Source organism: Paraperlucidibaca sp. (assembly GCF_982810325.1).
In genome coordinates this window covers 155,886-181,039 of record NZ_CEYEMI010000001.1, presented here as the reverse complement: position 1 = coordinate 181,039, position 25,154 = coordinate 155,886, and the positions used below count along the sequence as shown (strand labels likewise).

Here is a 25,154-nt window from a genome sequence, read left to right as displayed (position 1 = left end):
AACTTTTAGGCTTTGGCGTTTGCCAAATTAACTCTTAAAACGCTTCATCTGCCGTTGGCGATGACGCAGCACTTGCTGGTGGCGTCTCAGTTGCCTTGTTAAACAAGAACTTGCTGATCAAATCTTCAAGCACCAACGATGACTGCGTTTGATAAATACGGCTGCCTTCTTTCAATACTTCTTCATCGGCGCCCGGCGTAAGACCAATATACTTTTCACCTAATAGGCCGGCGGTCAAAATCGCAGAAACAGTATCTGTGCTGATGTCATTAACGTCATTTTCAATCGACATCTCAACGCGCGCCAACAGTGTTTTCGGGTCTAACGTAATGGATTCGACACGGCCAATCGGCACACCAGCCATGGTCACCTTTGCCCGCACGGTGAGGCCGCCGACATTTTGAAATAGCGCATAGACGTGATAGCTAGGCTTATTTAACTCGCCTGACAAACCGCTGACTTGGATCGCTAAAAACATCAGCGCGGCGAAAGCCATCAGCAAAAAGCTGCCCACCATTAACTCAATAGACTTAATACGCATCACACGCCTCCGAACATCACCGCAGTGAGAATAAAATCGAGTGCCAGCACTGCCAGCGAGCCATAAACCACCGTACGAGTGGTCGAACGGGAAATACCTTCACTAGTAGGTTCACTAGCATAGCCTTGGTAGACAGCGATCCACGTTACCGCGATGCCAAATACCACTGCTTTCAACAAGCCACGCAGCACATCATCGGCAAAGTTGACCGACTGCTGCATATTGGCCCAATACGAGCCTTCAAAAATGCCCAGCCAATCGACGCCTACTAAGCGGCCACCCAAGATGCCGACGGCGACAAAAATCGTCGCCAATAAAGGCATGCTGATGACACCTGCCCAAAAGCGCGGCGCAATAATGCGACGCAAAGGATCAACGCCAATCATTTCCATGCTGGATAGCTGCTCGGTGGCTTTCATTAGGCCAATTTCAGCGGTTAATGCCGAGCCAGCGCGGCCAGCAAAGAGTAACGCGGTGACCACTGGGCCAAGCTCACGGGTGAGCGTTAAGGCGACCATGGTGCCGAGCGCTTGCTCGCTGCCATAGGTGATGAGAATGTTGTAGCCCTGAAGACCAAGCACCATGCCGATGAAGAGGCCGGAAATCACGATAATCACTAGCGATAAAACGCCGACAGAAAAAATCTGCGCGATCAATAGCGGCAGGGCCAAACGCCAACGCGGCCAACACATAATGGCTTGCCAAAGCATGATGAAGGCATCGCCCAGGGTGGCAATAGCAGCCAGTCCACGCGAACCTAAACGGGAGATTGCAGACAACATAGTTTAGGACCTCAGCGCATCGGCCCACGTGGGCGATGGGTAGTGAAAGCGCACCGGACCATCGGCGCTACCATTGAGGAATTGCTGCACCAGTGGCGACTCAGAAGCACGCAGCTCATCGGGCGAGCCTTCGCCGACAACTTTGCCATTGGCCAAAATATAAATATAGTCGGCAATGGACAGCGTCTCATCGACATCGTGCGAAACAATAACAGAGGTCAGCTTCAGGGCTTCGCGCAGAGTACGAATCAAGCGCACTAAAACACCCATGGCAATAGGATCTTGGCCAGCAAAAGGCTCGTCATACATGATCAATTCGGGGTCTAGTACGATGGCACGGGCAAGTGCGGCACGCCGCGCCATGCCGCCCGAAAGCTCAGCCGGCGTCAGCTTCTCAGCACCACGCAAACCAACCGACTCCAACTTCAAACGCACGATATCGCCGATCAACTCTTCAGGTAACTTGGTATGCGCACGCAACGGAAATGCCACATTCTCATAGACCGATAAGTCGCTGAATAGCGCACCCGACTGAAATAGCATGCCCATGCGGGCACGCAGCTTAAATAAGTCATCACGCGATAGTTTCGGCACTTCTTGACCTGCAACTTTTACACTGCCGCTGGCCGGGCGTAGCTGACCACCAATAAAGCGTAGCAAGGTAGTTTTACCGCAGCCCGACGGGCCCATAATGGCCGTGACTTGGCCGCGGCGTATGCGTACATTGACGCCATCAAAAATCACCCGTTCGGCACGTTTAAAGCGCAAGTCGGAAATGGTGACTAAATCATCAGCAGTATCGGACATGGCAAGGCATCGCCTAACTAAAGAATGGCGCGCATCATAGCATCGATGATTACTGTATCGGAAACATCGCTTAGGACTGGCCGCGACTGGCGCGCTTGTTCATAATTAGCCACGATAATTTATTTAGCCTGAAAGGATGCCGATATGACCCAAAGCGACTTTATCGCCACTGGGCAGCGCGTACTGACTGTCGAAATCGCCGCCTTAGACGCCATGCGCCCATTGCTCGATGAAGCTTTTGGCGCCGCCTGCGAACTGCTTATGGCCTGCACTGGTCGCGTTGTTGTCACAGGCATGGGCAAGTCCGGCCATATCGGCAAGAAAATGGCGGCCACCTTCGCCTCTACCGGCACACCAGCATTCTTTATGCACCCAGGTGAGGCTAGCCACGGCGATCTCGGCATGGTCACTGGCAATGACGTCATCATCGCAATTTCTAATTCTGGTGAAGCTCATGAGATTCTCGGCATCATTCCGGTCATCAAACGCCTGCGCGCCAAACTTATTACCATCACCGCCCTACCTGTTTGCAGCATGGCTCAGTTAGCCGATGTTGCTCTGACGATTGGTAAGTCACCAGAGGCCTGCCCGCTCGGCCTAGCCCCAACCTCATCAACGACCTCAACTTTGGTACTTGGCGATGCCTTAGCCGTGGCTTTATTAGAGGCCCGTGGTTTCACTGCCGAAGATTTTGCGCTATCGCATCCGGGCGGCGCTTTAGGCCGCCGTCTCTTATTACGCGTCGATGACATCATGAATAAAGGCGACGACGTACCAATGGTCAGCGTAGGCACCTCCATTCGCGATGCCCTGCTCGAAATCACCCGCAAAGGCTTGGGCATGACCACCGTTGTTGATGCCGATGGTCGCCTCGCCGGCCTCTATACTGATGGCGATTTACGCCGCAGCATCGACCAAAACTTAGACATTAAAAATACGCCCATTGAGCAAGTCATGACGCCAAACTGCCTCACCGTGCGCGCCGGCATTTTGGCCGCCGAAGCATTGGCAGAAATGGACGCTCGCCGCATTAATGGCGTCGTGGTAATTGATGCCGAACGCCGCCCCGTCGGCGCCGCCAATATGCACGGTTTCCTCCGTGCCGGAGTGGTGTAATGATTTCCTGCCGCGTAAAAGAAAAAGCCCGCAATATTCGTCTATTAGCGCTTGATGTCGATGGCGTACTGACCGATGGCCGCCTGTATTTTTCCGAAGCTGGTGACGAGACAAAAACCTTCGACACGCAAGATGGCCATGGCATCAAAATGCTGCAAAGCACTGGCGTACAAGTTGCCATCATCACCGGCCGCACCACTGAATTAGTACAACGTCGTGCCCGAAACTTAGGCATCAAGCATTTGCAGCAAGGTCGCGAAGATAAACTCGTGGCACTGCATGAGCTTATCCAAACGCTGAACTTAAGCTTGGAAGAAGTCGCCTATGTTGGTGATGACTGGCCCGATCTGCCCGCCATTTTAGCGACAGGCCTTGGCGTTGCAGTGGCCAATGCCCACAGCGAATTACGCCAGCGCGCCGACCATGTCACCACGCTTTCTGGCGGCCGCGGGGCCGTGCGCGAAGTCTGCGATCTATTGCTCATGGCGCAAGATCGTTACGACGAAGCGCTCGCGCCGTACTTGGCACACTGATGGATACGCGCCCGCTGCTAAGAGTCTCCGGCCTTCTTTTGATTGTCGGCGCACTGGGCTACTACGGCTATGGCGGCTGGAACAGCGAAGAGCTAGGTGACAGCAGCGATGGCCGCACGCCTGACTATATCGTCGATGGCCTCGCACTCTGGGAAACCGGCCCCGACGGCCAATTACTACGCACAGCCAACGGCACGCAGCTAATACATCGCCCCAGCCCCGAACGCTTCGATCTCACCCAACCCGACTTGCGCCTCTATGACAAGGGCCAGCCCATGTGGCGCTTAACTAGCCTAACTGCGACCAGCGGCGACCCTAGCAGTGAGGCGTGGTTTAATGGCCAAGTAATTGCTGTGCGCACTATGCCCAATGCAGCACCGCTACAATTAAGCACTTCCCGCCTGCGCATCGAGCCGAAAGCCAACCGTGTCTCTACGCCTGAGCGCGTGACTATCACTAGCACGCAGGGCAAGATGAGCGGCACTGGCCTCACTGCTGACTTACAGGGCAAAAACTTGCAACTTTCATCCGCCGTTGAGGTGTCATATGCACCATCGCGCTAAGCGCATCGCCCGCCTGCTATTGCTCGCGGCTACAACACTCACTCCCGTGCTGAGCTGGGCGCTGCCTGAAGATGCAGAGCAGCCCGTCAATATCAGCGCCGATAACGCTCGCTTCGATGAGAAAGCGGGCGAAGCCGTGTATCGCGGCAATGTCGTTGTTATTCAGGGCACATTAAAAGTGCAAGGCGACACGATGACTTTGCGCATCGATGACAAAGGCGCACTGACGACCGCGCGCACACTTGGCAAGCCGGCTCGCTATCAGCAGCGCACCGATCCAGCCAAAGGCTTAGTTAATGCCACCGCCGACGAGATTCAATTTGATCATCGCACCGGCACTATCACGCTTATTGGCAATGCCTTGCTGAAGCAAGATGGCGCCAGCTTTAGCGGTCCGCGCATTGTCTATTCGACCGAGAAAAAGCAAATCGAAGCTAGCGGCAATAGCCAACAGCGTGTGCAGCTAGTGTTTCCACCACAAGCACGTGGCGAGAAAAAACCCACTAAAGATAAGGCGATACTTGCGCCTGCAGCCGCACCTTTGGGAGCGGCACAATGAGCGTATTGCGCGTAGAGAATTTAGCGAAAAGCTATAAGGGTCGCACCGTCGTAAAAGATGTCAGCTTGAGCGTTGAAAGCGCGCAAATTGTCGGCCTACTCGGCCCCAACGGTGCCGGGAAAACCACCAGCTTTTATATGATCGTTGGCCTAGTGCCGATGGAGCGTGGCCGCATCCTGCTTGATAACCAAGACATCTCGCACCTGCCCATGCACGGTCGCGCGCGCAAAGGCATCGGCTACTTACCACAAGAGGCATCGATCTTTCGCAAGCTCAGCGTGGAAGACAATATTTTAGCCATTTTAGAAACGCGCGGCGGCATGAAAAAGGCCGAGCGCCTGGCCAAACTTGAGTCATTGCTAGCTGAGTTTCACATCACGCATATTCGTAAAAGCTTAGGCATGAGCTTATCTGGTGGTGAGCGCCGTCGTGTCGAAATCGCACGCGCTTTGGCCAGCGACCCACAGTTTATTTTGCTTGATGAGCCCTTCGCAGGCGTTGACCCTATTTCCGTGGCCGACATTAAGGCCATCATCATGCATTTGAAGCAGCGCGGAATTGGCGTGCTAATCACCGATCACAATGTCCGCGAAACCTTAGACATTTGCGAAAAGGCTTATATCGTTAGCGCCGGCGTAGAGATTGCTGAGGGCACGCCAGAAGCCATTCTAGCCAATCCGCTGGTGCGTGAAGTTTATCTTGGGGAGCAGTTCTCGTTGTGATGAAGCCAAGCTTACAACTAGGGATCAGTCAAAGCTTAACAATGACACCGCAGCTGCAGCAGGCGATTAAACTGCTAGCGATGTCGACTCTAGAGCTACAACAAGAGGTTCAGGCTGCACTCGACGACAACCCTTTACTAGAACTCGATGACGGCCAAGGCTCAGATGATGGCGAGCACATTGAGGCCGCGCCGAAAGAAGAACCTGTCCGCGAATCGCTAGATCTCGATAAACACGACCAACTATCTGATGACCTCCCTGTCGATACCGCCTGGGATGATATCTATATTGGTAGCAATAGCGGCAGCGGTGGCGAGCCTGTCGACGAAGATGGCGAGCCCATTGAGGCCCGCAAGGCGGCGATAGAAACGCTGCAAGACCATTTGCATTGGCAACTCAATGTGACGCCTTTTAGCACGCTAGATCGAGTCATCGCTGAAGCCATTATTGATGGCCTTGATAGCCGCGGCTACCTCACGGTCAGCCTTGATGAGCTCGCCGAAACCGCTCTGAGCTGGTGCAATGAAGAGGCTGAAGAAGACGAAGTCATCGCTGTTCTACATCGCATTCAGCAATTCGACCCACCTGGCGTGGCCGCTCGCGATCTCAGCGAATGCCTATTGATTCAGCTCAATCAAAAGCCCGATGACACCGAATACTTAGACGGCGCCAAGTTAATCTTACGTGAGCACACCGCTCGACTAGCGTCGGGCGACCTTGCCGGCTTAACGCGAGCCACGGGCTTATCAGAGCGCTCCGTTCACGCCGCCATCGCATTGATACGCGAGCTTAAGCCTCATCCTGGCGAAGGCTGGGCGAGTGCCGATGATGAGCGCCAAGTCATTCCTGATGTTGTGGTGCGCAAGCTGCGCGGTTTCTGGCGAGTTGAGCTAAACCCCGATGCTGCACCGAAATTACGCGTCAACGCGGGTTATGCCGGCATGATTCGTCGCGCCGATAGCAGCCCTGACAACCAATATATTCGTGACAACTTGCAGGAGGCGCGCTGGCTGATCAAAAGCCTACAAAGCCGTCATGAAACCCTGCTAAAGGTAGCGACTTGCATCGTTGAGCATCAACGTGGCTTCTTAGAGCAAGGCCCCGAAGCCATGAAGCCACTGATTTTGCGTGAGGTCGCCGATGAGGTCGGCCTGCATGAGTCGACAATTTCTCGCGTCACCACGCAAAAATACTTGCTCACTCCTCGTGGTCTGTTTGAACTCAAGTATTTTTTCTCGTCACACGTCGGAACTAGCTCCGGTGGCGAGGCATCATCAACAGCCATTCGCGCCATGATTAAAAAGCTCGTAGGCCAAGAAAATCAGAGAAAACCATTGAGTGACAGCAAGTTAGCGGACCTACTTTTAGAGCAAGGTATTGAGGTCGCAAGGCGTACTGTGGCTAAGTATCGCGAGTCGCTCAACATTCCATCATCTACCGATCGAAAGCGCTTGCTTTAATAATTTGGGCATGGCTAAGTAAAGTCATAACGGATGTTGATGTGAAGCGAAGCAAGCTGTGAACCCCAACACTGGGAACCTCTGCTTTCGGACTCGACAGGCCGCCCGTGCAGGGCTGCAAATGCCCTAATCGTACGACCCGCCACCGTCTTGAAGGTCTTTGGTTTCCGCTGTCGTCAATCACGAAAGCGAGGAAACGTCTCATGCAAATGACCATTAGTGGACACCACGTTGAACTCACCCATGCCCTCCGTGATTATGCCGAGTCTAAACTCGCGCGTATTGAGCGGCATTTTGACCATATCACCAGTATCGACGTCATTTTAAGTGTCGATAAATTGGTGCAAAAAGCCGAAGCAGTGATTCGAACTTCAGGAGCAAAATTATTTGCTAACGCCCAGTCCGATGACCTCTACGCCGCCATTGATAAACTGTCGGATAAGCTCGACCGACAGGTAGTGCGCCATAAAGAGAAGCACGCAACACATTGATGCCACCGATTCACCTGCTAAATGCCCAGCCTCGCTGGGCATTTTTCATTACACAGTTTCATAAACTCTACGAATGCCTACTTGCCAATCATCGCGCCACAACCGAGGATAAGGCTCAGCAATTTAACTAGGTAGTAAAATGAAACTGGTGATTGTGAGCGGACGCTCGGGCTCAGGAAAAACGACTGCGTTGCATCAACTGGAAGATCTCGGCTACTACTGCGTCGACAATCTTCCCGTTGCTCTCATCCCTGATCTCGTTGCTAACTTCGAAGACGACCAGAACAATGGCTCGATGCGCATAGCTGTTGGCATTGACGCACGCAATCGCAGCCAAGACTTAGCGCGCTATAGCGAAATTTGCCGTCGCCTCGCGGTGATAAATATACAGCCGCAAGTGGTTTACTTAGACGCTCGTGAAGATGTGCTGCTAGCGCGCTTTAGCTCTACGCGCCGCCGCCATCCCTTAAGCTCCGATGCTCGCTCGCTGGAAGAAGCTATTGCTTATGAGCGCGTACTGCTTGACCCCCTAGCCTCACACGCAGCACTGCAACTCGACACCACGACCTTATCGGTGCATGACCTACGCGAAAGCCTGCGCCGGCGTTTTGCCGACGCCAGCACTATGCAGAATAATATTTTACTCACCTCATTTGGCTTTAAACACGGCGTACCACTCGATGCCGATCTCGTGTTTGATGTTCGCTGCCTACCCAACCCGCATTGGGAAATGACTTTGCGGCACTTAACCGGCCTAGACCTGCCCGTAGCAAAGTATTTGCAAGGAAAGCCTATTGTTGATGGCATGTTCAACGACATTTTTGCATTTATTAATAAGTGGTTACCGGAACTACAAGCCAATGATCGTAGCTATGTCACTGTCGCTATTGGCTGCACCGGCGGCCAACATCGCAGTGTTTATATGGTTGAACGACTGGCTCAAGCCTTGACAGCGACCCTAGGAAAACTCCAAGTTAGACATCGAGAGCTACATCGGCCAGGACCGCTTTAATGGCGAAACACGCAGCAGATATCGACATCGTTAATAGACTTGGCTTACATGCTCGGGCATCGGCCAAGCTCGTGGAAACCGCCTCGCGCTTTCAATCCTCTATACGTATTGGGCGTGGTGAGCGCTTAGTTGATGCACGCAGCATCATGGCATTGCTGATGTTAGGTGCTGGTCAGGGCAGCCGTTTACGCCTTGAAGTTGATGGCGATGACGCCGACTCGGCCTATAGAGCGGTAACAACACTCATCGCCGACAGGTTTGGCGAGGCAGAATAGGCTATCATCGCCGCTGCCATTGCTATCCCCTGCTGGAGCTCCGATGAGTTTGCGTAACCTGCCCGAAGAAGATGATGAATTTTTCATCAGTAGAGCCGATAAAAAACGTTCGGTCGATAGGTTACAAGCCTTAGGCGAGCGTCTCGCTGAGCTCAGTGATAGGCAACTCAAACAATTGCCTATCGATGACATGCTGCTGAAAGCATTTCTTGATATGAAGAAGATCAAGGCGAATGAAGCTTTGCGTCGCCATAAGCAATATATTGGCAAGCTCATGCGTCATGCCGATGAAGCAGCGCTTTTGGCTGCCATGCATCCATTGAAAAACCCTGCGCTGCAACGCCAGCTAGATCTGATTCAAGAGCGCCTAATACAACAGGGCGACGCCTATATTGGTGAGGTTTTGTCGCGGTTTCCTGCGGCCGATCGCCACACACTGCGTCAATATGTTCGCCAAGCTCAGCAGGAATTTACCAAGCTAAAAACAGCTAAGGACTCGGCTAATGCTAACGGCCAAGCCGACGTGGCAGCAGATGAGGCTGAGCAACCAACCCCAGCGCAGCATAGGCTTTGGCTGCACCTGCGTGAATTAGCCGCGATTAATAGCTAGTTTTTACGCACAGCGGCAGCAGCTAATCGAGGCGATGCGCTTCTACCGGCATCTGCTCACGCCAAGCTTGCTGCTGCTCGCAATCAAACTCTGCAATCACCAATGCTGGCTGCGAGGTCATCGTACGCTCAGCCAGCACCTGCCCCCATGCATCAATGATTTGGCTATGGCCCCACGTCTGCCTTGTGACACTGTGCTGCCCGCCCTGCCCCGCACCAATGAACATGCATTGATTTTCAATAGCGCGAGCACGCAGTAATACCTGCCAATGTGCCTCACCAGTCTTAGCAGTAAATGCAGCGGGCACGGCGAATATATCTGCACCTGCTTGGCGTAAGGCACGTGCCTGCTCGGGAAAGCGTAGGTCGTAGCATGTCAGCACACCCAACTGCCCCCACGGTGTTGCTAGCAGATTTATTTCAGTGCCAGGCTCATAGCGGGCGGATTCTCGATAAGCTCCTTGAGCATCGCCGACCTGAGCATCAAATAGATGTCGCTTGTCATAGCGGCCGACCAAGTTGCCTGAAGCGTCGAACAATAAGCAGGCGCTGCGCACACGGCCATTGGGCACGGCGCTGCCATCGGGGCGATAAGGTAGTGGCACAGTGCCCGCCAATAACCACAGGTCATTGGCGCGAGCTTGCTCAGCAAACCACGTTAGCCACTGGGCATGATGCTGCGCGGCCAGACCGGCGGCATCGGGGCCAAAAACTAAGCAGTTTTCTGGCAATACCAATAGGTCGACACCTTGCTCTCGAGCCGATGTCATACCGTCGGCAATAGCTCGCTGATTAGCAGAAATGTCGTCGCCGCTGCAAAGCTCAAGTGCTGCCACGCGCATAGTGCTTACTCCTGTGCCTTGCTCTCATTAGCAGAAGCGGCATTTGCGTCCTTAGCTTTAGCGCTAGACTTTAGCTCTTCTGGCTTCACGATAGCCTCATCATTGATGCGTAAGTCATCCCATGTGCCGGTCACGTGGTAACGAATCGACGTAAGCCGTGCGAGCTGCTTATCGAGTAATAAATCTGCTGCAACCAAAGCGCCGCCGACAATCGGGCCGGCTAGAAAGCCAGCAACGACAGGCAACGCACTGCTCACCGGAACATCCACACGCAAACGCTGGTCTACTTCGTGTGTGATCAGATTCACGCTGCCCCGCCCCTGCATGCTCACTGAAGGGCCATCAAGGTCTATATTGGCTGGCAAGAGCACGCCACGATTAAGCTCTCCGGCGAGTTTAATCTCATCAAAACTAAGGCCTTTGCGCGTGACATCGGAGAAGTCAAAACGTAATCGACGCATGAGATTGCTGGCGTTTACTAGGCCAAAAACGCGTGCCAGTGGGTTTATACGATCAATGCCGATTAAGCGTCCGGACTTAAAGTTCGCGCTAAATTTGCCATTTAGTTGTGCCAATGAGAAGTCGCTGGGGTCGCCGGGCCAAGCTAGCTCAGCATTAAGCTGGCCGCTGCGTGACTCCAAGCCACCGCTAAGGCCTAGCTGCGTAAATAGTGCCGCACTGGCGCGAGTATCGACCTGTCCCGACAGCTGAGTGCTAGCGCGTGGGCCTGTGCGCCAGCTCAACTTGCCATTGAAGTCTGCGTTGGGCTGGCTTAGGCGCAAGGGCTCGACCAACCAACCTGTGGCTTGCGGCTTAACACGAGCTTCCACATGCGTCGACGGCCATTTTGGCAAGGCCGATGGCTGTATATTATCGGCGGAAATAATCCAGTCTGCTTCTTCACGCACCAAGCTCAAGCGGACTGGGCCAAGATTTTCTTCGCCAGCCATCAGTGCCTTAGTTTGTAAGTTTAAGCGCTGAAATGTCGGCATCGCTTGCACTAGCTTTTGGCTCACCGATTTAGTCGGTGCCTTAGCTACAAATGCACGCCAATCATTGAGCTGCAAGTTATCAACACTCGCCTCAATGCCAATGCCCGCGCGCTCATTCCATGCCAAACCTGGCAGCCCAACACGCACCAGTAATTGCTTGAGCTGTTTATTTCGCCAGGTTAAGCCAACTTGAGCCATGCCATCGATGGTCGCTCGCGCCAACTGCTTGCCTGGGCCGAGTTTACCTTGATAAACCAATTCCGCGGCCTGAGAAGCCGGTTTAGCCAATGGTGCAGGAAGCTTAATCGCCATACCCTTCAAGTTACTACTGATACGCAGGCCCACTGCTCCCGCGTGCGAAATAGGAATGTCGACATTAACCAGTGCCGATGTACGGCCATCGATATAGGCTGTTAAATCAGTACCTAGCCAGCGACTAAGCGATACAGCAGTAATGGGCGCGTTAACTTTTATCGCCTGCGAGCGCCACTGGCTACCACGCTTATCGCCTGATAACTCCACTTGTGCGGCCTCGTTCCAGAGTTTGCCGGCGAGCTGCCCATTTAGGCCTGCACTTTCATCAAACGTTATTGCGCCGCTAACATTTGTCAGCTGCACGGGGCTATCGGCCAAGCCCACTTCGGCTTGCTCTACCGTGGCGCTAACCTTGACTAAAGGCTGATGCGTGGCGAAGGGAATCGTCAGCTGCAAATTAGCTTTTGCAGGACCGCGCATGAGCAGCAGGTTAGCAACTTCGGCGGTCTTTGTTTTCAGCGGCGACTCAGCCAATAAGCGGTCGAGATCACTTAAATCCAAAGCCAAATCGGCATCGACACTTAATACGGGCTTATGTAGTTCAGGAATGCTCGCCACGGCGCGTGAAATAGTGCCATCCATCACGCGGCCAGCATTAACGCTAACGCTTAGGTCACGACCGCGAATATCCACTTGGCCATTCAGCTGGCTCAATGCAGGCCAGCCCGGCACATAGTCAAGCGAGGCATTGGCCAGCTTTAATGACATATCGAGTTGGCCGGCGTCGGGGCTATCGTGGCGCAGTGCACCGCTATAGGCGAACGTGCCACTAGGAACTTGGCCGGCCGCTAATGCGCTTCGCAGCCAAGCCAATGTGTGATCTCCGGCAGAATGCCACGGCACATAGCGCCAAGCGCTAGCGACCTGACCATCATAAAGCCCAGCTAATAAGTCTAGGCGGCCGGCACCGGGATCTTTAATCGGCAGCTGCAGCGCTAGCTGTACGCGCGCTTTGGCATCGGCGTTGTCCAGCGCGAGCACGCCAGTATCGATATGCCATTGATCTTGTTGGCGATACCAACGCACACCGCCGCGCAGCATATTGGCAGCAATGGGCTCGCGAAATACTTCTGGCGCATTAATAGAGGCGCGGCGTGTATCCAAATAGGCTAAGCCTTGGTCTGCGCTAGCCTGCAGCCAGCCTGCCATATTGCTCACGCCTGGCAAGGCTTTATAGGCTTGCCAGCTCAGGGCTTTGAACTCGGCATTGGCAGTGCTGAGCGCCCACTGCTCATCACGGCGTACGGCTTGAATATGCACACGCGGCAGATAGCCCGTGGGGTTTAGCTTCTGCAGCATGGGCGCAAGTGACGCAGGGATCAGCTCCTCGCGCTTCACTAGCGTATAAGCATCGGCAAGCGATAAGCCTGCCAGGGCGACATTCAATGCGTCAGGCTGCCAGGCTAGATGGCCACGCTGCATAGGAATCGCTAAGCCATCAAGCTTGCCTTGGATATTGCTAAAGGCTAGATGGCCACGAGCAAGCTCGCCTTGCACCATAAAAACGCCATGCAAATCACTCAGCACATAAGATTTAGCATCGGGCCAGCGAGCTCGCATAGAAACATTTTTCACGGAGACTGTGGCTTGCTCAGGCTTATCGCCCTGACCAGATAGCCATAGTTCTCCGTGGCCTTCCTGCAAATCAAGCTGCCAGCCCTCGGGCAATAAAGCCACCCATGGCTGCCAATCGCTCAAGTTTTGAATATTTAAATACAGCTGCCAAGGTACGGTTTGCCAAGCCAATGGGTCGCCTTCGAGGCGAATAATACCGCGCTGGATATCGCTTTTATCCTGCAGCTTAAACTGCACTTGTGCACGATAGTCATCGCCGTGGCTGTATTGGCTGATGGTTAAGTCGTGTATGCCCTGCTTGATTTGATTCGGCGCCTGCCAAGCCAAAGCGCTATTGCTCAGTGCGATACTAGGTTGCGCCACTAGCCAACGCAGACTTTCACGTGCGCGCTCAGGATGCGATGAGCCAAGCCCACTGAGCTCTAAAATACGAATGCCGCCTTCAGGGTTAGGCGCAAGCGTCAGTGATAAGCCATCGATTTCAGTCCGCAAGCGCGGCGATAAATCACGCAGTGTCGCCCACCAATCTGGCTCAGTGCTCAAGCCTGGAATAGTCAGCAAAGTATCTGTCGGTGCACTAGGGTCGGCCAACGCAATATTAGTGGCTATCAGTCGTGGCGTAAGGCCATGCCAGCTCGCGCTGACACTGCCTAAGCGAATCGACAGCCCTGTTTTTTCAGATAATAAGCGCTCAATGGCCGGCTTTTGCTCGCTCACCAGCGGGACCAGTTCGCGCCCCAAACCGACCACCACGGCGAGAGGAATTAGCACCAAGGCCATCAGCCATAAGACGCTATGAAAACTGCGATTAACCGCGCTGCGCGCTGAGCTCATCAGTGAACTCGCTTAGAGCAAAACCACATCGTATTGCTCCTGACTGTAACTAGTCTCTACTTGAATGCGTATTGGCTTGCCAATAAACGCTTCCAAGTCAGCTACGGCTGACGACTCTTCACCCAATAGACGATCTATTACGCGCTGGCTGGCAACTATCGAATAGCCATTGGCAGCATCATACGCGCGCGCTTCACGCAATAACTCACGGAAGATTTCAAAACAGACAGTTTCGGCAGTTTTCACTGTGCCACGACCAGCGCAACTGGGACAGCTTTCACACAAAATATGCTCGAGCGAGTCGCGTGTGCGCTTACGCGTCATCTCCACCAAACCTAGCGATGACACCTGTGTGATATGTGTTTTAGCATGGTCTCTAGCGAGCATTTTCTCCAACGAACGCAGCACTTGCGCGCGATGCTCATCTTCCTGCATATCGATAAAATCGAGGATGATGATACCGCCTAAGTTGCGCAATCTAAGTTGCCGAGCAATCGCGTGCGTGGCTTCAAGATTAGTTTTGAACACCGTGTCTTCTAGGTTACGCGTGCCAACATAGGAGCCAGTATTGACGTCGACCGTACTCATCGCCTCGGTCTGATCGATAATCAAATAGCCGCCAGACTTTAAATGAACCTTGCGCTCCAAGGCCTTCTGCAAATCATCTTCGACATTGTAAAGATCAAATAACGGGCGCTCACCTTGATAATGCTCAATTCGCGCCTCACAACCTGGGACGAACTCACGGGCAAAGATCAATGCACGCTGAAAAGTTTCGCGCGAATCGATGAATATTTTTTGCACTTCAGGGCCAACTAAGTCACGCAAAGTACGCAACGCCAAAGGCAGCTCTTCGCTGATACAGGCCGGCCCAGAAACCACTAAAGTTTGCTGTTGAATATGCCGCCAGAGCTTGAGCAAAAACGCCATGTCGTGACGCAGCTCAGCAGCATCTACTCCTTCAGCCACCGTGCGGACAATAAAGCCGCCACCGAGCTCGGCGGCCATCTCTTCAGACAAACCGCGCACCATGGTCTTTAGGCGATCACGCTCAGGCTCATCGTCGATTTTTTGCGAAATACCAAGCTGATCGCTATATGGCATATAAACCAAATAGCGCGCGGGAATAGACAGATCCATGGTCAGGCGTGCGCCTTTACTACCCATCATGTCTTTCATCACTTGCACAGTGATGCTTTGGCCTTCGTGTAAGGCAGAAATGGTTTCAGGCCGCTCGCGATCGGCGCCTAGGCGCACTTCATTGACATGGATAAAGCCGGTGCGGCTTAAGCCAATTTCAATAAATGCCGCTTGCATGCCCGGCAGCACGCGTACGACTTTGCCGCGATAAATATTACCAACATGGCCGCGATGCGCAGCACGCTCGATATAAAGCTCTTGCACGACGCCATTTTCGATCAAGGCGACCCGTGACTCCATCGGCGTCACATTAATCAAAACCTCATCGGTATTGGGGCCGCGCATGACCATGTTTTATTCCCAGAGTGGATAATTAGCGCGTCGCAATAAAGCGACAGTCTCCGCTAAAGGTAGGCCGACGACATTAGTATAGCTGCCGTGCAAAGACTTCACATATTGTGCGGCTCGGCCCTGAACGGCGTAGGCACCGGCTTTGTCTTTTGGCTCATCGCTATTCCAATAGGCCAATTGATCAGCTTCAGGAATAAGTAAAAACTCGACCCGAGTACTTACTACCTCAACCTCGATATGATCGCCATGTATGACCGCTATGCCGGTATAAACACAATGATCAGGTGATGGCAGCAGAGCCCAAATACGCTGTGCATCGGCAAATGAAGTTGGCTTGCCAAGTATCTGCCCACCCGCTACCACGGTTGTATCGGCAGCGACAACCCAGGCCTCAGCATCGTCTGCTCGCGTTTGCCCAGCCTGCGCTTTGGCTAAGGCTAAGCGCCGCACATAAGCCTCAGGTGCCTCACCCTCAAGCACTGACTCATCGACATCCACCGGCAACACGGCTGGCATTAAGTGTATCTGACGCAGCAACGCCAAGCGCCTAGGCGACGAAGAGGCCAACAATAAACGCGGCGAACGACTCATGTACGCTGACTCCAACGTTTAAGCAGTAATAAAATAGTGGGCCACATCATGGCGCTGGACAGAACCGGCAAGAAAAAGATCGTCGGGTCTGGCATCAGATTTTGCAGCGTTAACAAGACGAAATGTATTACTCGGCTAACCAAGATAAGGCTAAGAACCAATAATGTCGTTTGGCGCACTGAAAATATCCCAGACCAACGCTGAGTCGCGCGCGCCAGCTGAATCACAACTACTGAAGATAGACCATAAAAGCCCAGCGGCGTAGCCAACAGCACATCTAAAATGACGCCTAAAATCAACGCTATCCAAATCCCAACCCATTGCGGCGCATGCATACCCCAAAAGATCAAAATCAAAGTCAGCCACTCTGGGCGCCAAGGATTTAGCTCTGAGGACAAAGGCAAAATGCTGAGTAATAGCGCGGCTATAACGCTAAGCAAAATCCCAAGAAAGGGATTATGGTGACGGGGCATTAGTCACCTCGGTAGATGGGCTTGCTGCCGAAGCAGGCAGCACAGCGGGCGGTGCGTCACTAGGTGCTGGCACCGCTTTCATTTTTTCCGGCCGAATCAAATATTGAGCACCTACAGGCTTCTCAAATAAGGCCAAAACATAACGACTGCGATCTAGCGCCGCCACTGGTGACGCTGTAATACGCAAAAACTGGTCATCAGCTTGGCGATGAATCGCCGTTACTTTTGCGACTGGATATCCTTCTGGAAAATCCAGGCCAAGCCCTGATGTCACCAACAAGTCGCCGACGGCAATATCAGATTTCTCAGGAACGTATTGCAGCCTAAGCTCAGTGCGATTACCCGTGCCCGATAAAATTGCGCGAATACCATTACGGTTGATTCGCACTGGCACTGAGTGCGAGCGATCAGTGATAAGCATGATGCGCGATGTGGTTTTACCCGACTGAATGACTCGGCCAAAAATACCTAACGAGTCCAAAACCGGCTGGCCTTCATATAAACCTTGGCCATGCCCACGATTAATGATCAGTACATGACGGTCTGGGTCTGGGTCCACACCGATGATCTCACTAATCAGCACGCGACTATTGAGCACGCTGGCGGCGTCATGCAGATCACGCAGGCGCGCATTGTCGCTCGCTAAAAAGGAGAGCTTTTGTACCTGCGAACGCAGCAATAAATTCTCTTGGCGCAACTGTTCGTTTTCAGACTGCAATTGCAGGCCAAAACGTAAGTTATTGGAAAGCTCTTCGATGCTTTGACTGGGCCAAGCTAAGCCATAAAACAGCGGCTCGACAGCCTCATAAAAGCTGTCGCGCATAGGCTGTAGAGGGCTTGGGCGTTGGGCATCAACAAAGAGCAAAGCGATCGCACAAGACGCCGCGAGGATGAAGCTCATCCCATCGCGACGGTTGCGGACAAACAGGCCGTTACTAATAGCTCACCCCGCTAGGGCGTCAGTCTTGAAACAACATGTCGTAGGCGATGTTGTCGATGAATTCCAACGCACGGCCGCCGCCACGCGCGACGCAGGTCAGCGGATCTTCGGCAACGATAACTGGCAGGCCAGTTTCCTTCGCCATGAGTTTGTCGAGATCACGCAGCAATGCGCCACCGCCGGTCAACACCATGCCACGCTCAGCAATATCGGCTGATAGCTCGGCTGGCGTTTGTTCCAACGCGCTTTTAATAGCGGTGATAATGCCGGTGAGCGGATCTTGGATAGCGCCCAAGATTTCATCGGAGTTCAAAGTGAATGTGCGTGGCACACCTTCGGCAAGGTTACGACCGCGCACTTCGATTTCACGCAGTTCACCACCAGGGAAAGCCGTACCAATTTCTTGCTTGATGCGCTCAGCGGTGGCATCGCCAATTAGGCAGCCATGTTGGCGACGCACATAAGACACGATGCAATCGTCGAGCAGGTCGCCGCCGATACGTACGGAGTCGGAATAAACCGAGCCCGATAGCGAGATCACCGCGATTTCTGTGGTGCCACCACCAATATCGACAACCATCGAACCACAGGCTTGCTCAATTGGCAGACCGGCGCCAATGGCTGCGGCCATGGGTTCTTCAATCAAACGCACTTCGCGAGCACCAGCACCAAGTACTGACTCGCGAATAGCACGACGCTCAACCAAGGTTGATTTGCATGGTACGCAAACCAAGACGCGTGGGCGTGGCGGCATAAAGCCAGACTCATGCACGCGCTTGATGAAGTACTGCAGCATTTTTTCAGTAACTTCGAAGTCGGCAATCACGCCATCTTTCAAGGGACGAATCGCAGAAATATTGCCTGGTGTGCGACCCAACATGCGCTTCGCATCGGTGCCGACAGCGGCAACCGTTTTGGTCACACCGGTGGTGCGAATGGCAACAACCGATGGCTCATCGAGCACGATACCGCGCTCAGGGATATAGATCAGTGTGTTTGCCGTGCCTAAGTCAATCGCGAGGTCGGCCGAAAACAGGCCGAGAAGTCGTTTAAACAACATTGGGTTACCTAAAAGATGATGGCATGGCCACTTATCAAAGTAGCAATGCAGTTGAGCGGCTGCCAAGAATCAGCACTTGGTCTACAATGCTGCAAGAGTAAACAAACTGCGACTTTTGGACAAGTTGTGACTGTGATAACTTTGATCGATTCCTCGCATTTTTTTGAGCCGACTTACGCGCTCAGCACGGAGCAAAAGCCCCTATGGCACTAACACCAGAGCAAGTGGGCCGTATTGCCCATTTGGCACGTCTGCAATTACCGCAAGATGAGCAACAGCGCGTCACCGACAGCTTAAACACCATCCTCGGCCTCATTGATCAGCTGCAAGCGGTTGATACGCAAGGCATTGCGCCGATGGCTCACCCCGTTGATGCCACCCAAGCCTTACGCGCTGATGTCGCCACTGAGCCAAATCGTCGCGACGATTATCAGGCGATTGCCCCTGCTGTGGCCGATAGCTGCTACCTCGTTCCTCGTGTGGTTGAGTAAATCATGAGTTTGCATACGCTTTCTTTAAGCGCACTGGCCGATGGCTTGGCGCAAAAAAAATTCTCCAGTGTTGAGCTAACCCAGCACTTTCTCGATCGCATCGCACGCTTTGATAACGCTGCCGATGGTGGTTTGAATAGCTTTATTACGGTTACGCCGGAATTAGCGCTGGCCCAAGCTGCTGCCGCCGACACTCGTTTGGCTAGCGGCGCTGCCCATGCACTGACCGGTCTGCCGCTGGCGCAGAAGGATATTTTCTGCAGCCAAGGCGTGCGCACTAGCTGCGGCTCGAAGATGCTCGACAGCTTTATTTCGCCCTATAACGCCGAAGTCATCACTCGCTGCAATGACGCCGGCCTCATCATGTTGGGTAAAACCAATATGGATGAATTCGCCATGGGCTCATCGAACGAAACTTCGTTTTATGGTGCCGTAAAAAACCCGTGGGATACTTCGCGTGTGCCTGGTGGCTCCTCAGGTGGTTCTGCAGCGGCCGTTGCTGCTCGTCTAGCGCCTGCCGCCACTGGCACCGACACCGGCGGCTCGATTCGCCAACCTGCGGCGCTCTGCAACCTCACTGGCCTAAAACCCAGCTACGGTCGCATTTCGCGCTGGGGCATGATCGCTTTCGCCTCCAGCCTCGACCAAGCCGGCCCAATGACGCAAAGCGCCGAAGACGCCGCGCTATTGCTACAAGTCATGGCTGGTCATGACGCTAAAGATTCAACATCAATCGATCATCCCGTACCTAACTATCGCGCCGGCCTTAATGACTCGTTAAGTGGCTTACGAATTGGTTTGCCCAAACAGTTTTTTGGCGAAGGCTTAAGTTCTGAAATCGCTACACTCATCGATGCCTCCATCGCCGAGTTAAAAAAGCTAGGTGCTGAATTCGTCGAAGTCGATCTGCCCAATAGCGGTCTATCGGTGCCTGCGTATTACGTCATTGCACCTGCCGAATGTTCATCGAACCTGTCACGCTTTGATGGCGTGCGCTTTGGCCATCGCTGCGAAAACCCCAGCGACCTCGAAGACCTCTACAAGCGCTCGCGCGCTGAAGGTTTTGGCGAGGAAGTTCGCCGCCGCGTGATGATCGGCACTTACGCCCTCTCCGCTGGCTATTACGACGCTTACTATTTGCAGGCTCAGCGCGTGCGCCGCCTGATTAAGCAAGATTTCGATCAAGCCTTTACACAGTGCGACGTGATTTTAGGCCCTACCGCGCCTGAAACAGCGTTTGCTTTGGGCGCGAAAAAAACCGATCCGGTATCGATGTATTTGCAAGACATCTACACCATCGCCACTAACTTGGCTGGCTTGCCAGGCATGAGCATTCCTGCTGGCTTTAGTGACGGCTTGCCGGTCGGCCTGCAGCTCATCGGCCCGTATTGGAGCGAAGCTAAGCTGCTCAATGTTGCGCATCGTTATCAGGGCGTGACCGATTGGCACACACGCTTACCCGCGGCATTTGCCTAAAGATTTGAAGGATAAAACACGATGACTTGGGAAGTTGTGATTGGCCTGGAAGTACACGTTCAGCTCAACACCGAATCGAAAATTTTCTCCGGCAGCGCCACCAGCTTTGGTGCCGAGCCGAATGCTCACGCGAGCCTAATTGACCTCGGCATGCCCGGCGTATTACCTGTGCTTAACGAAGGAGTGGTGCGTCGCGCCATTTGCTTTGGTTTAGGCATCGATGCCGAAATCAGTCAGCGCTCAGTGTTTGCGCGCAAAAACTATTTCTACCCCGACTTGCCTAAGGGCTATCAAATCTCGCAAATGGATCACCCCATTGTCGGCAAAGGTCATATCGACATCACGCTCGATGACGGCACGGTAAAGCGCGTCGGCATCACCCGTGCGCATTTGGAAGAAGACGCTGGCAAGTCATTGCATGAGAACTTCTCAGGTATGACCGGCATCGATTTAAACCGTGCTGGCACGCCTCTACTAGAAATAGTTTCTGAACCAGAGATGTGCTCAGCGAAAGAGGCCGTGGCCTACGCCAAAGCCATCCATGCCTTGATTCGCTACCTCGATATTTCCGATGGCAATATGGCCGAAGGCTCGATGCGCTGCGATTGCAACGTCTCTATTAATCGCCCTGGCCAGCCCATGGGCACGCGTCGCGAAATCAAAAACGTGAACTCGTTTAAGTTCATTGAGAAGGCCATTGATAGCGAAATTAATTGGCAGATCGATGAGCTAGAGTCAGGCCGCAGTATTCATCAGGCTACCGTGCTTTACGACGTCGCCAAAAATGAAACGCGCGCCATGCGTAGCAAAGAAGAAGCCAATGATTACCGCTACTTCCCCGACCCTGACTTGCTGCCCGTGGTCATCGACGACGCCACCTTAGAAGCCATTCGCGCCAGCTTGCCTGAGTTGCCGGCGGCCAAGCGGGCTCGCTTTGAAAGCGAAATGGAACTCTCTGCTTATGATGCGCATGTGCTCACTGCCAGCCGGGACTTAGCCGACTTTTTCGAAGCCACAGTAACTACAGCCGGCGGCGTAACAGCGGCAAAACCAGCTGCGAACTGGGTCACCGGCGAGCTATTGGCCGCATTAAATAAAGCTGAGCTAGACATTGCGCAATCACCGATCAGTCCTGCCCAGCTCGGCGGCCTGCTGCTGCGCATCAGCGACAACACTATTTCCGGCAAAATTGCTAAGCAGGTATTTGCTTCGCTGTTTGCTGGCGATGGCACGAGTGCCGACGAGATCATCGAGCGCGATGGCCTCAAGCAAGAAACCGACACTGGCGCTATCGAAGCCTTAATCGCGCAAATCATTGCCGACAATGCTGCACAAGTTGAGCAATACCGCGCCAGCGACGAAAACAAACAGGCCAAGCTTTTTGGCTTCTTCGTCGGCCAAGCCATGAAAGCATCACGTGGCAAAGCCAATCCAGCCGTGCTCAATGAGCTGCTCAAACGCAAGTTACACGAAGCATGACGACACCCTGGTTTCACGTTGAACAAGGCCAAGGAAGGCCACTACTATTGCTTCACGGCATTGGCATGAGTCATGCCGCGTGGCAGCCCGTTATGTCTTTGCTTGCACGTGAGCGCCGCGTCATTGCGGTGGATATTGCAGGCTTTGGTCAAACGCCAGCGCTAGTTGGCCCTGTCACTGAGGACGCATTGGTCGATGGCCTCAAGCAAACTTTGCTTAGCCTAGGCATCGATGAACCAGTGGATATTGCCGGCAACTCCATGGGCGGTTGGCTCGCGCTAGCGGCAGCAACTCATGGTCTAGCGCGAAGTATGGTGGCTATCTCACCAGCAGGTCTAGCTAGCTCGGACAATACCCCTCGGCATATTCGTCCCATATTTGATTCTGCTCGCATGATGGCTAAGCGCTTTCCACGCGTATCTGAGCGCTTGGTTAAAATTGCCCCTGTGCGTAGTGCATTTCTAGCCATCCCTATGTCGATTCGTGGCTATAAAATCCCAGCAGATGCAGCTATCCGCTCGTTACAAGATTTTGCCCATGCGCCAGGCTTTGATGCCACATACGATGCTATCGACTTGGTTCATGGCATGAATGAGCTAACCATTCCGATCACAGTAGCCTTTGGCCGCTTAGATCTTTTGCTCACTAGCGCACTCCAGCGGCGCGAAGCCTTGCCCGCTCATGCAACTTGGCTCAAGCCATGGAGCTGGGGCCATGTCCCTATGTGGGATGACCCCGAAGGGGTAGCTAGGTTAATTTTGACCGGCAATAAAAGCTAAGCACAACAAAAAGCCCGCATTAGCGGGCTTTTTGCTATCTAGGGATACCCAAATTAATGAGCAACAGCCGAAGTTGCACCGCGTGGAATCCGTACACTTTCCACCAAGTCTTGGATTTCCTGTGATGGGGCCGGTGTTATGCTCGACACGGCATAAGCCACAGCGAAGTTGATCAGCGCACCAATGACACCGAAGCCCGATGGTGAAACACCAAAGAACCAACCATCCAAGGTGTCTGGGTACATATTGGTGCCTGACATAAAGAACCAGCCTTTAAATAAGAAGATGTAGATCACCGTACTTAGTAGGCCTGCCAACATGCCGGCAATCGCACCCTCTTTATTCATGCGCTTACTGAAAATACCCATCATCAGCACAGGAAATAGAGAGGCCGCCGCTAAGCCGAAGGCCAATGCCACCACCTCCGCAGCAAAGCCGGGCGGATTAAGCCCCAAGTAGCCGGCCACAATGATGGCACCGACCATACTGATTCGACTGGCACGCAACTCGCTCTTATCGCTGATTTTCGGCATAAACACGCCCTTTAGCAAATCATGCGAAATCGCCGAAGCGATCGCAAGCAGCAAGCCAGCCGCTGTCGACAACGCCGCCGCCAGACCACCCGCTGCAACTAGCGCAATTACCCAGTTCGGTAGCTTCGCAATCTCCGGGTTAGCTAGCACCATGATGTCTTTATCAATGGTGACCTCATTACCTTTCCAGCCTGCAGCCTCTGCTGTGGCGGCGAACTCAGGGTTCTTGTCGTTGTAATACTGCACACGACCATCGCCATTTTTATCTTCAAAGCTCAGCAGACCTGTTTTCTCCCACGATCTCATCCAGTCTGGGCGGTCTTCTAACACCATATTTCCGGTTGGGCTTCCGACTTCGCCTGGCTGAATAGTTTTCACCAAGTTATAGATTGCCATCGCGCCAACTGCTGGTGCTGTGGTGTAGAGAATGGCGATAAACACTAAGGCCCAACCCGCTGAGCGGCGTGCATCGCGCACTTTCGGTACGGTGAAAAAGCGCACAATTACGTGAGGCAGACCGGCAGTACCGATCATCAGTGACATGGTAAGCAGAAAGACGTTAAGTGTGGTCGCCGAACCCATGCCGGTGTATTGCGCAAACCCAAGGTCTTGAACAATATTATCAACAGCCTGTAGCAAGAACACATTGTCGCTGCCTTGCAAGGTAGCGCCTAAACCAATCTGCGGGATAGCCCAACCGGTTAATTGCAGAGAGATGAATATGGCAGGAACGGTGTAGGCAAAAATCAGCACGACGTATTGCGCGATTTGCGTATAGGTAATGCCTTTCATGCCGCCTAATACGGAATAGCTAAAGACCACGGCCATGCCGATATAGAGGCCGGTTTCAATGTCGACTTCGAGGAATCGCGAAAATGCGACACCAGCGCCGCGCATCTGACCGATTACATAGGTTAGTGAAATCACCAACAAGCACACCACCGCAACGATACGTGCCGTTTGCGAATAGAAGCGATCGCCAATGAAGGTAGGCACAGTGAATTTACCGAACTTGCGCAGGTATGGCGCGAGTAGCAGGGCCATCAACACATAACCGCCAGTCCAGCCCATCAGATAGGCCGAGCCGCTATAGCCCGAGAACGAGATGATGCCAGCCATCGAAATAAATGACGCGGCACTCATCCAGTCAGCGGCAGTTGCCATACCGTTTGCGATGGGGTGAATGCCGCCGCCGGCGACGTAATACTCGCTAGTTGAGCCGGCGCGTGCCCACAGCGCAATACCGAAATAGAGCGCGAAAGAGGAGCCGACAGCGAGATAAATCCAGGTTTGAGTATCCATTTATTAGCTCCGATTAATCTTCATGAACGTCAAATTTACGATCAAGCGAATTCATCTTTGCTGCATAAACGAAAATCAAAATCACAAAAGTAAAAATAGAGCCTTGCTGGGCAAACCAGAAGCCTAATTTGAAACCGCCAAGATGGATTTGATTGAGGGCATCAACAAACAGAATGCCAAAACCAAAGGACACGACAAACCACACCACAAGCAAACTAAGTAGGAGCCTTAGGTTGGCTTGCCAATAGGCTTTCGCCTGAGAGTTATTGGAACTCGCCATTTGTTTTTCTCCGATACGAAGGCAAAATGCCTGATATCGACTCTAACGATCTGTCCTGATTCGGGAATCAGGACTTTGGTCGTAAGAAAACAAATGGTGGAGTCAGGTTTAGCGGCGGCGATTGCCTGTGTGAGATGAGCCACCGCCTGGGCGAGGCTTACGTGGTGCGGGTTGAGCGCCAGAGGCACCATGCACTACATTCACTTTTGGTATTTCAGCGAGTAGCTCAGC

At 53.2% G+C, this 25,154-nt stretch carries 26 protein-coding genes; 14 read left to right on the top strand and 12 right to left on the bottom strand.

What is annotated here, in order from left to right; genetic code table 11:
* Positions 1 to 34: 34 nt before the first annotated feature.
* The 3 genes from mlaD to AC3DKE_RS00850 are packed head-to-tail and all read right to left on the bottom strand — an operon-like array spanning position 35 to position 2,130.
* Positions 35 to 541, bottom strand: coding sequence for an outer membrane lipid asymmetry maintenance protein MlaD (gene mlaD / locus AC3DKE_RS00860; protein ID WP_487989750.1), 507 nt, complete (start codon positions 539 to 541; stop codon positions 35 to 37).
* Positions 541 to 1,320, bottom strand: coding sequence for a lipid asymmetry maintenance ABC transporter permease subunit MlaE (gene mlaE, locus AC3DKE_RS00855; RefSeq protein ID WP_340675638.1), 780 nt, complete (start codon positions 1,318 to 1,320; stop codon positions 541 to 543). Before mlaE ends, mlaD begins: the two co-directional genes overlap by 1 nt.
* Before the next feature lie 6 nt (positions 1,321 to 1,326).
* Positions 1,327 to 2,130 (bottom strand): ABC transporter ATP-binding protein, encoded by an 804-nt coding sequence (locus AC3DKE_RS00850; protein ID WP_487989748.1) that lies wholly within the window; start codon positions 2,128 to 2,130, stop codon positions 1,327 to 1,329.
* A 144-nt stretch (positions 2,131 to 2,274) separates the two neighbouring features.
* Between AC3DKE_RS00850 and AC3DKE_RS00845 the strand changes: the two genes are divergently transcribed.
* From AC3DKE_RS00845 to yjgA, 10 genes are all read left to right on the top strand, one after another.
* On the top strand, positions 2,275 to 3,246 hold the full coding sequence (locus tag AC3DKE_RS00845) for a KpsF/GutQ family sugar-phosphate isomerase (RefSeq protein ID WP_340675591.1): 972 nt from the start codon (positions 2,275 to 2,277) through the stop codon (positions 3,244 to 3,246).
* Positions 3,246 to 3,779: a 3-deoxy-manno-octulosonate-8-phosphatase KdsC gene (gene kdsC, locus AC3DKE_RS00840; RefSeq protein WP_379070643.1), complete on the top strand. Its 534-nt coding sequence runs from the start codon at positions 3,246 to 3,248 to the stop codon at positions 3,777 to 3,779. The genes AC3DKE_RS00845 and kdsC overlap by 1 nt, the downstream gene beginning before the upstream one ends.
* Positions 3,779 to 4,342 carry an LPS export ABC transporter periplasmic protein LptC gene (gene lptC / locus AC3DKE_RS00835; RefSeq protein WP_340675589.1) on the top strand — a complete coding sequence of 188 codons (564 nt, stop codon included), beginning with the start codon at positions 3,779 to 3,781 and terminating at the stop codon, positions 4,340 to 4,342. Before kdsC ends, lptC begins: the two co-directional genes overlap by 1 nt.
* Complete coding sequence (gene lptA / locus AC3DKE_RS00830) at positions 4,326 to 4,901, top strand: lipopolysaccharide transport periplasmic protein LptA (RefSeq protein WP_340675588.1); 576 nt, start codon at positions 4,326 to 4,328, stop codon at positions 4,899 to 4,901. Before lptC ends, lptA begins: the two co-directional genes overlap by 17 nt.
* Positions 4,898 to 5,623 (top strand): LPS export ABC transporter ATP-binding protein, encoded by a 726-nt coding sequence (gene lptB / locus AC3DKE_RS00825; RefSeq protein WP_340675587.1) that lies wholly within the window; start codon positions 4,898 to 4,900, stop codon positions 5,621 to 5,623. The genes lptA and lptB overlap by 4 nt, the downstream gene beginning before the upstream one ends.
* Complete coding sequence (locus AC3DKE_RS00820) at positions 5,623 to 7,083, top strand: RNA polymerase factor sigma-54 (RefSeq protein ID WP_379072140.1); 1,461 nt, start codon at positions 5,623 to 5,625, stop codon at positions 7,081 to 7,083. The genes lptB and AC3DKE_RS00820 overlap by 1 nt, the downstream gene beginning before the upstream one ends.
* A gap of 203 nt (positions 7,084 to 7,286) precedes the next feature.
* The gene (hpf, locus tag AC3DKE_RS00815) at positions 7,287 to 7,574 is read left to right on the top strand and encodes a ribosome hibernation-promoting factor, HPF/YfiA family (RefSeq protein ID WP_487989746.1); all 288 of its coding nucleotides are present in this window, start codon (positions 7,287 to 7,289) and stop codon (positions 7,572 to 7,574) included.
* Positions 7,575 to 7,713: 139 nt separating this feature from the next.
* A complete protein-coding gene (gene rapZ, locus AC3DKE_RS00810) occupies positions 7,714 to 8,586 on the top strand; it encodes an RNase adapter RapZ (protein WP_340675585.1) in 873 nt (290 codons plus the stop codon).
* Entirely contained in the window at positions 8,586 to 8,861 is a 276-nt protein-coding gene (locus AC3DKE_RS00805; protein WP_487989744.1) for an HPr family phosphocarrier protein, read from the top strand. Before rapZ ends, AC3DKE_RS00805 begins: the two co-directional genes overlap by 1 nt.
* A gap of 43 nt (positions 8,862 to 8,904) precedes the next feature.
* Positions 8,905 to 9,471, top strand: coding sequence for a ribosome biogenesis factor YjgA (gene yjgA / locus AC3DKE_RS00800; protein WP_340675583.1), 567 nt, complete (start codon positions 8,905 to 8,907; stop codon positions 9,469 to 9,471).
* A 22-nt stretch (positions 9,472 to 9,493) separates the two neighbouring features.
* On the opposite strand, the gene AC3DKE_RS00795 is transcribed toward yjgA, so the two are convergent.
* From AC3DKE_RS00795 to AC3DKE_RS00765, 7 genes are read right to left on the bottom strand one after another with little or no spacing between them, the layout of a single operon-like run.
* Positions 9,494 to 10,312 carry a carbon-nitrogen hydrolase family protein gene (locus AC3DKE_RS00795; protein WP_484216563.1) on the bottom strand — a complete coding sequence of 273 codons (819 nt, stop codon included), beginning with the start codon at positions 10,310 to 10,312 and terminating at the stop codon, positions 9,494 to 9,496.
* Positions 10,313 to 10,317: 5 nt separating this feature from the next.
* Complete coding sequence (locus AC3DKE_RS00790) at positions 10,318 to 14,028, bottom strand: YhdP family phospholipid transporter (RefSeq protein ID WP_487989742.1); 3,711 nt, start codon at positions 14,026 to 14,028, stop codon at positions 10,318 to 10,320.
* Between the two features lie 12 nt (positions 14,029 to 14,040).
* Complete coding sequence (gene rng / locus AC3DKE_RS00785; RefSeq protein WP_487989821.1) at positions 14,041 to 15,513, bottom strand: ribonuclease G; 1,473 nt, start codon at positions 15,511 to 15,513, stop codon at positions 14,041 to 14,043.
* Positions 15,514 to 15,522: 9 nt separating this feature from the next.
* Entirely contained in the window at positions 15,523 to 16,110 is a 588-nt protein-coding gene (locus tag AC3DKE_RS00780; RefSeq protein ID WP_340675580.1) for a Maf family protein, read from the bottom strand.
* Entirely contained in the window at positions 16,107 to 16,583 is a 477-nt protein-coding gene (gene mreD / locus AC3DKE_RS00775) for a rod shape-determining protein MreD (RefSeq protein ID WP_487989740.1), read from the bottom strand. The genes AC3DKE_RS00780 and mreD overlap by 4 nt, the downstream gene beginning before the upstream one ends.
* Positions 16,567 to 17,511 carry a rod shape-determining protein MreC gene (gene mreC / locus AC3DKE_RS00770; RefSeq protein WP_487989819.1) on the bottom strand — a complete coding sequence of 315 codons (945 nt, stop codon included), beginning with the start codon at positions 17,509 to 17,511 and terminating at the stop codon, positions 16,567 to 16,569. Before mreC ends, mreD begins: the two co-directional genes overlap by 17 nt.
* A 31-nt stretch (positions 17,512 to 17,542) precedes the next feature.
* On the bottom strand, positions 17,543 to 18,583 hold the full coding sequence (locus tag AC3DKE_RS00765; RefSeq protein ID WP_449304928.1) for a rod shape-determining protein: 1,041 nt from the start codon (positions 18,581 to 18,583) through the stop codon (positions 17,543 to 17,545).
* Between the two features lie 203 nt (positions 18,584 to 18,786).
* Between AC3DKE_RS00765 and gatC the strand changes: the two genes are divergently transcribed.
* From gatC to AC3DKE_RS00745, 4 genes are read left to right on the top strand one after another with little or no spacing between them, the layout of a single operon-like run.
* A complete protein-coding gene (gene gatC, locus AC3DKE_RS00760) occupies positions 18,787 to 19,074 on the top strand; it encodes an Asp-tRNA(Asn)/Glu-tRNA(Gln) amidotransferase subunit GatC (RefSeq protein ID WP_487989738.1) in 288 nt (95 codons plus the stop codon).
* A complete protein-coding gene (gene gatA, locus AC3DKE_RS00755; RefSeq protein WP_487989818.1) occupies positions 19,075 to 20,550 on the top strand; it encodes an Asp-tRNA(Asn)/Glu-tRNA(Gln) amidotransferase subunit GatA in 1,476 nt (491 codons plus the stop codon).
* Positions 20,551 to 20,571: 21 nt separating this feature from the next.
* Positions 20,572 to 22,029: an Asp-tRNA(Asn)/Glu-tRNA(Gln) amidotransferase subunit GatB gene (gene gatB, locus AC3DKE_RS00750; protein WP_379070655.1), complete on the top strand. Its 1,458-nt coding sequence runs from the start codon at positions 20,572 to 20,574 to the stop codon at positions 22,027 to 22,029.
* Positions 22,026 to 22,808, top strand: coding sequence for an alpha/beta fold hydrolase (locus tag AC3DKE_RS00745; protein ID WP_487989736.1), 783 nt, complete (start codon positions 22,026 to 22,028; stop codon positions 22,806 to 22,808). Before gatB ends, AC3DKE_RS00745 begins: the two co-directional genes overlap by 4 nt.
* Before the next feature lie 53 nt (positions 22,809 to 22,861).
* On the opposite strand, the gene AC3DKE_RS00740 is transcribed toward AC3DKE_RS00745, so the two are convergent.
* Entirely contained in the window at positions 22,862 to 24,643 is a 1,782-nt protein-coding gene (locus tag AC3DKE_RS00740) for a sodium:solute symporter family protein (RefSeq protein WP_487989734.1), read from the bottom strand.
* 13 nt (positions 24,644 to 24,656) lie between these two features.
* Positions 24,657 to 24,923 (bottom strand): DUF4212 domain-containing protein, encoded by a 267-nt coding sequence (locus AC3DKE_RS00735; RefSeq protein WP_340675574.1) that lies wholly within the window; start codon positions 24,921 to 24,923, stop codon positions 24,657 to 24,659.
* Between the last annotated feature and the right edge of the window lie 231 nt (positions 24,924 to 25,154).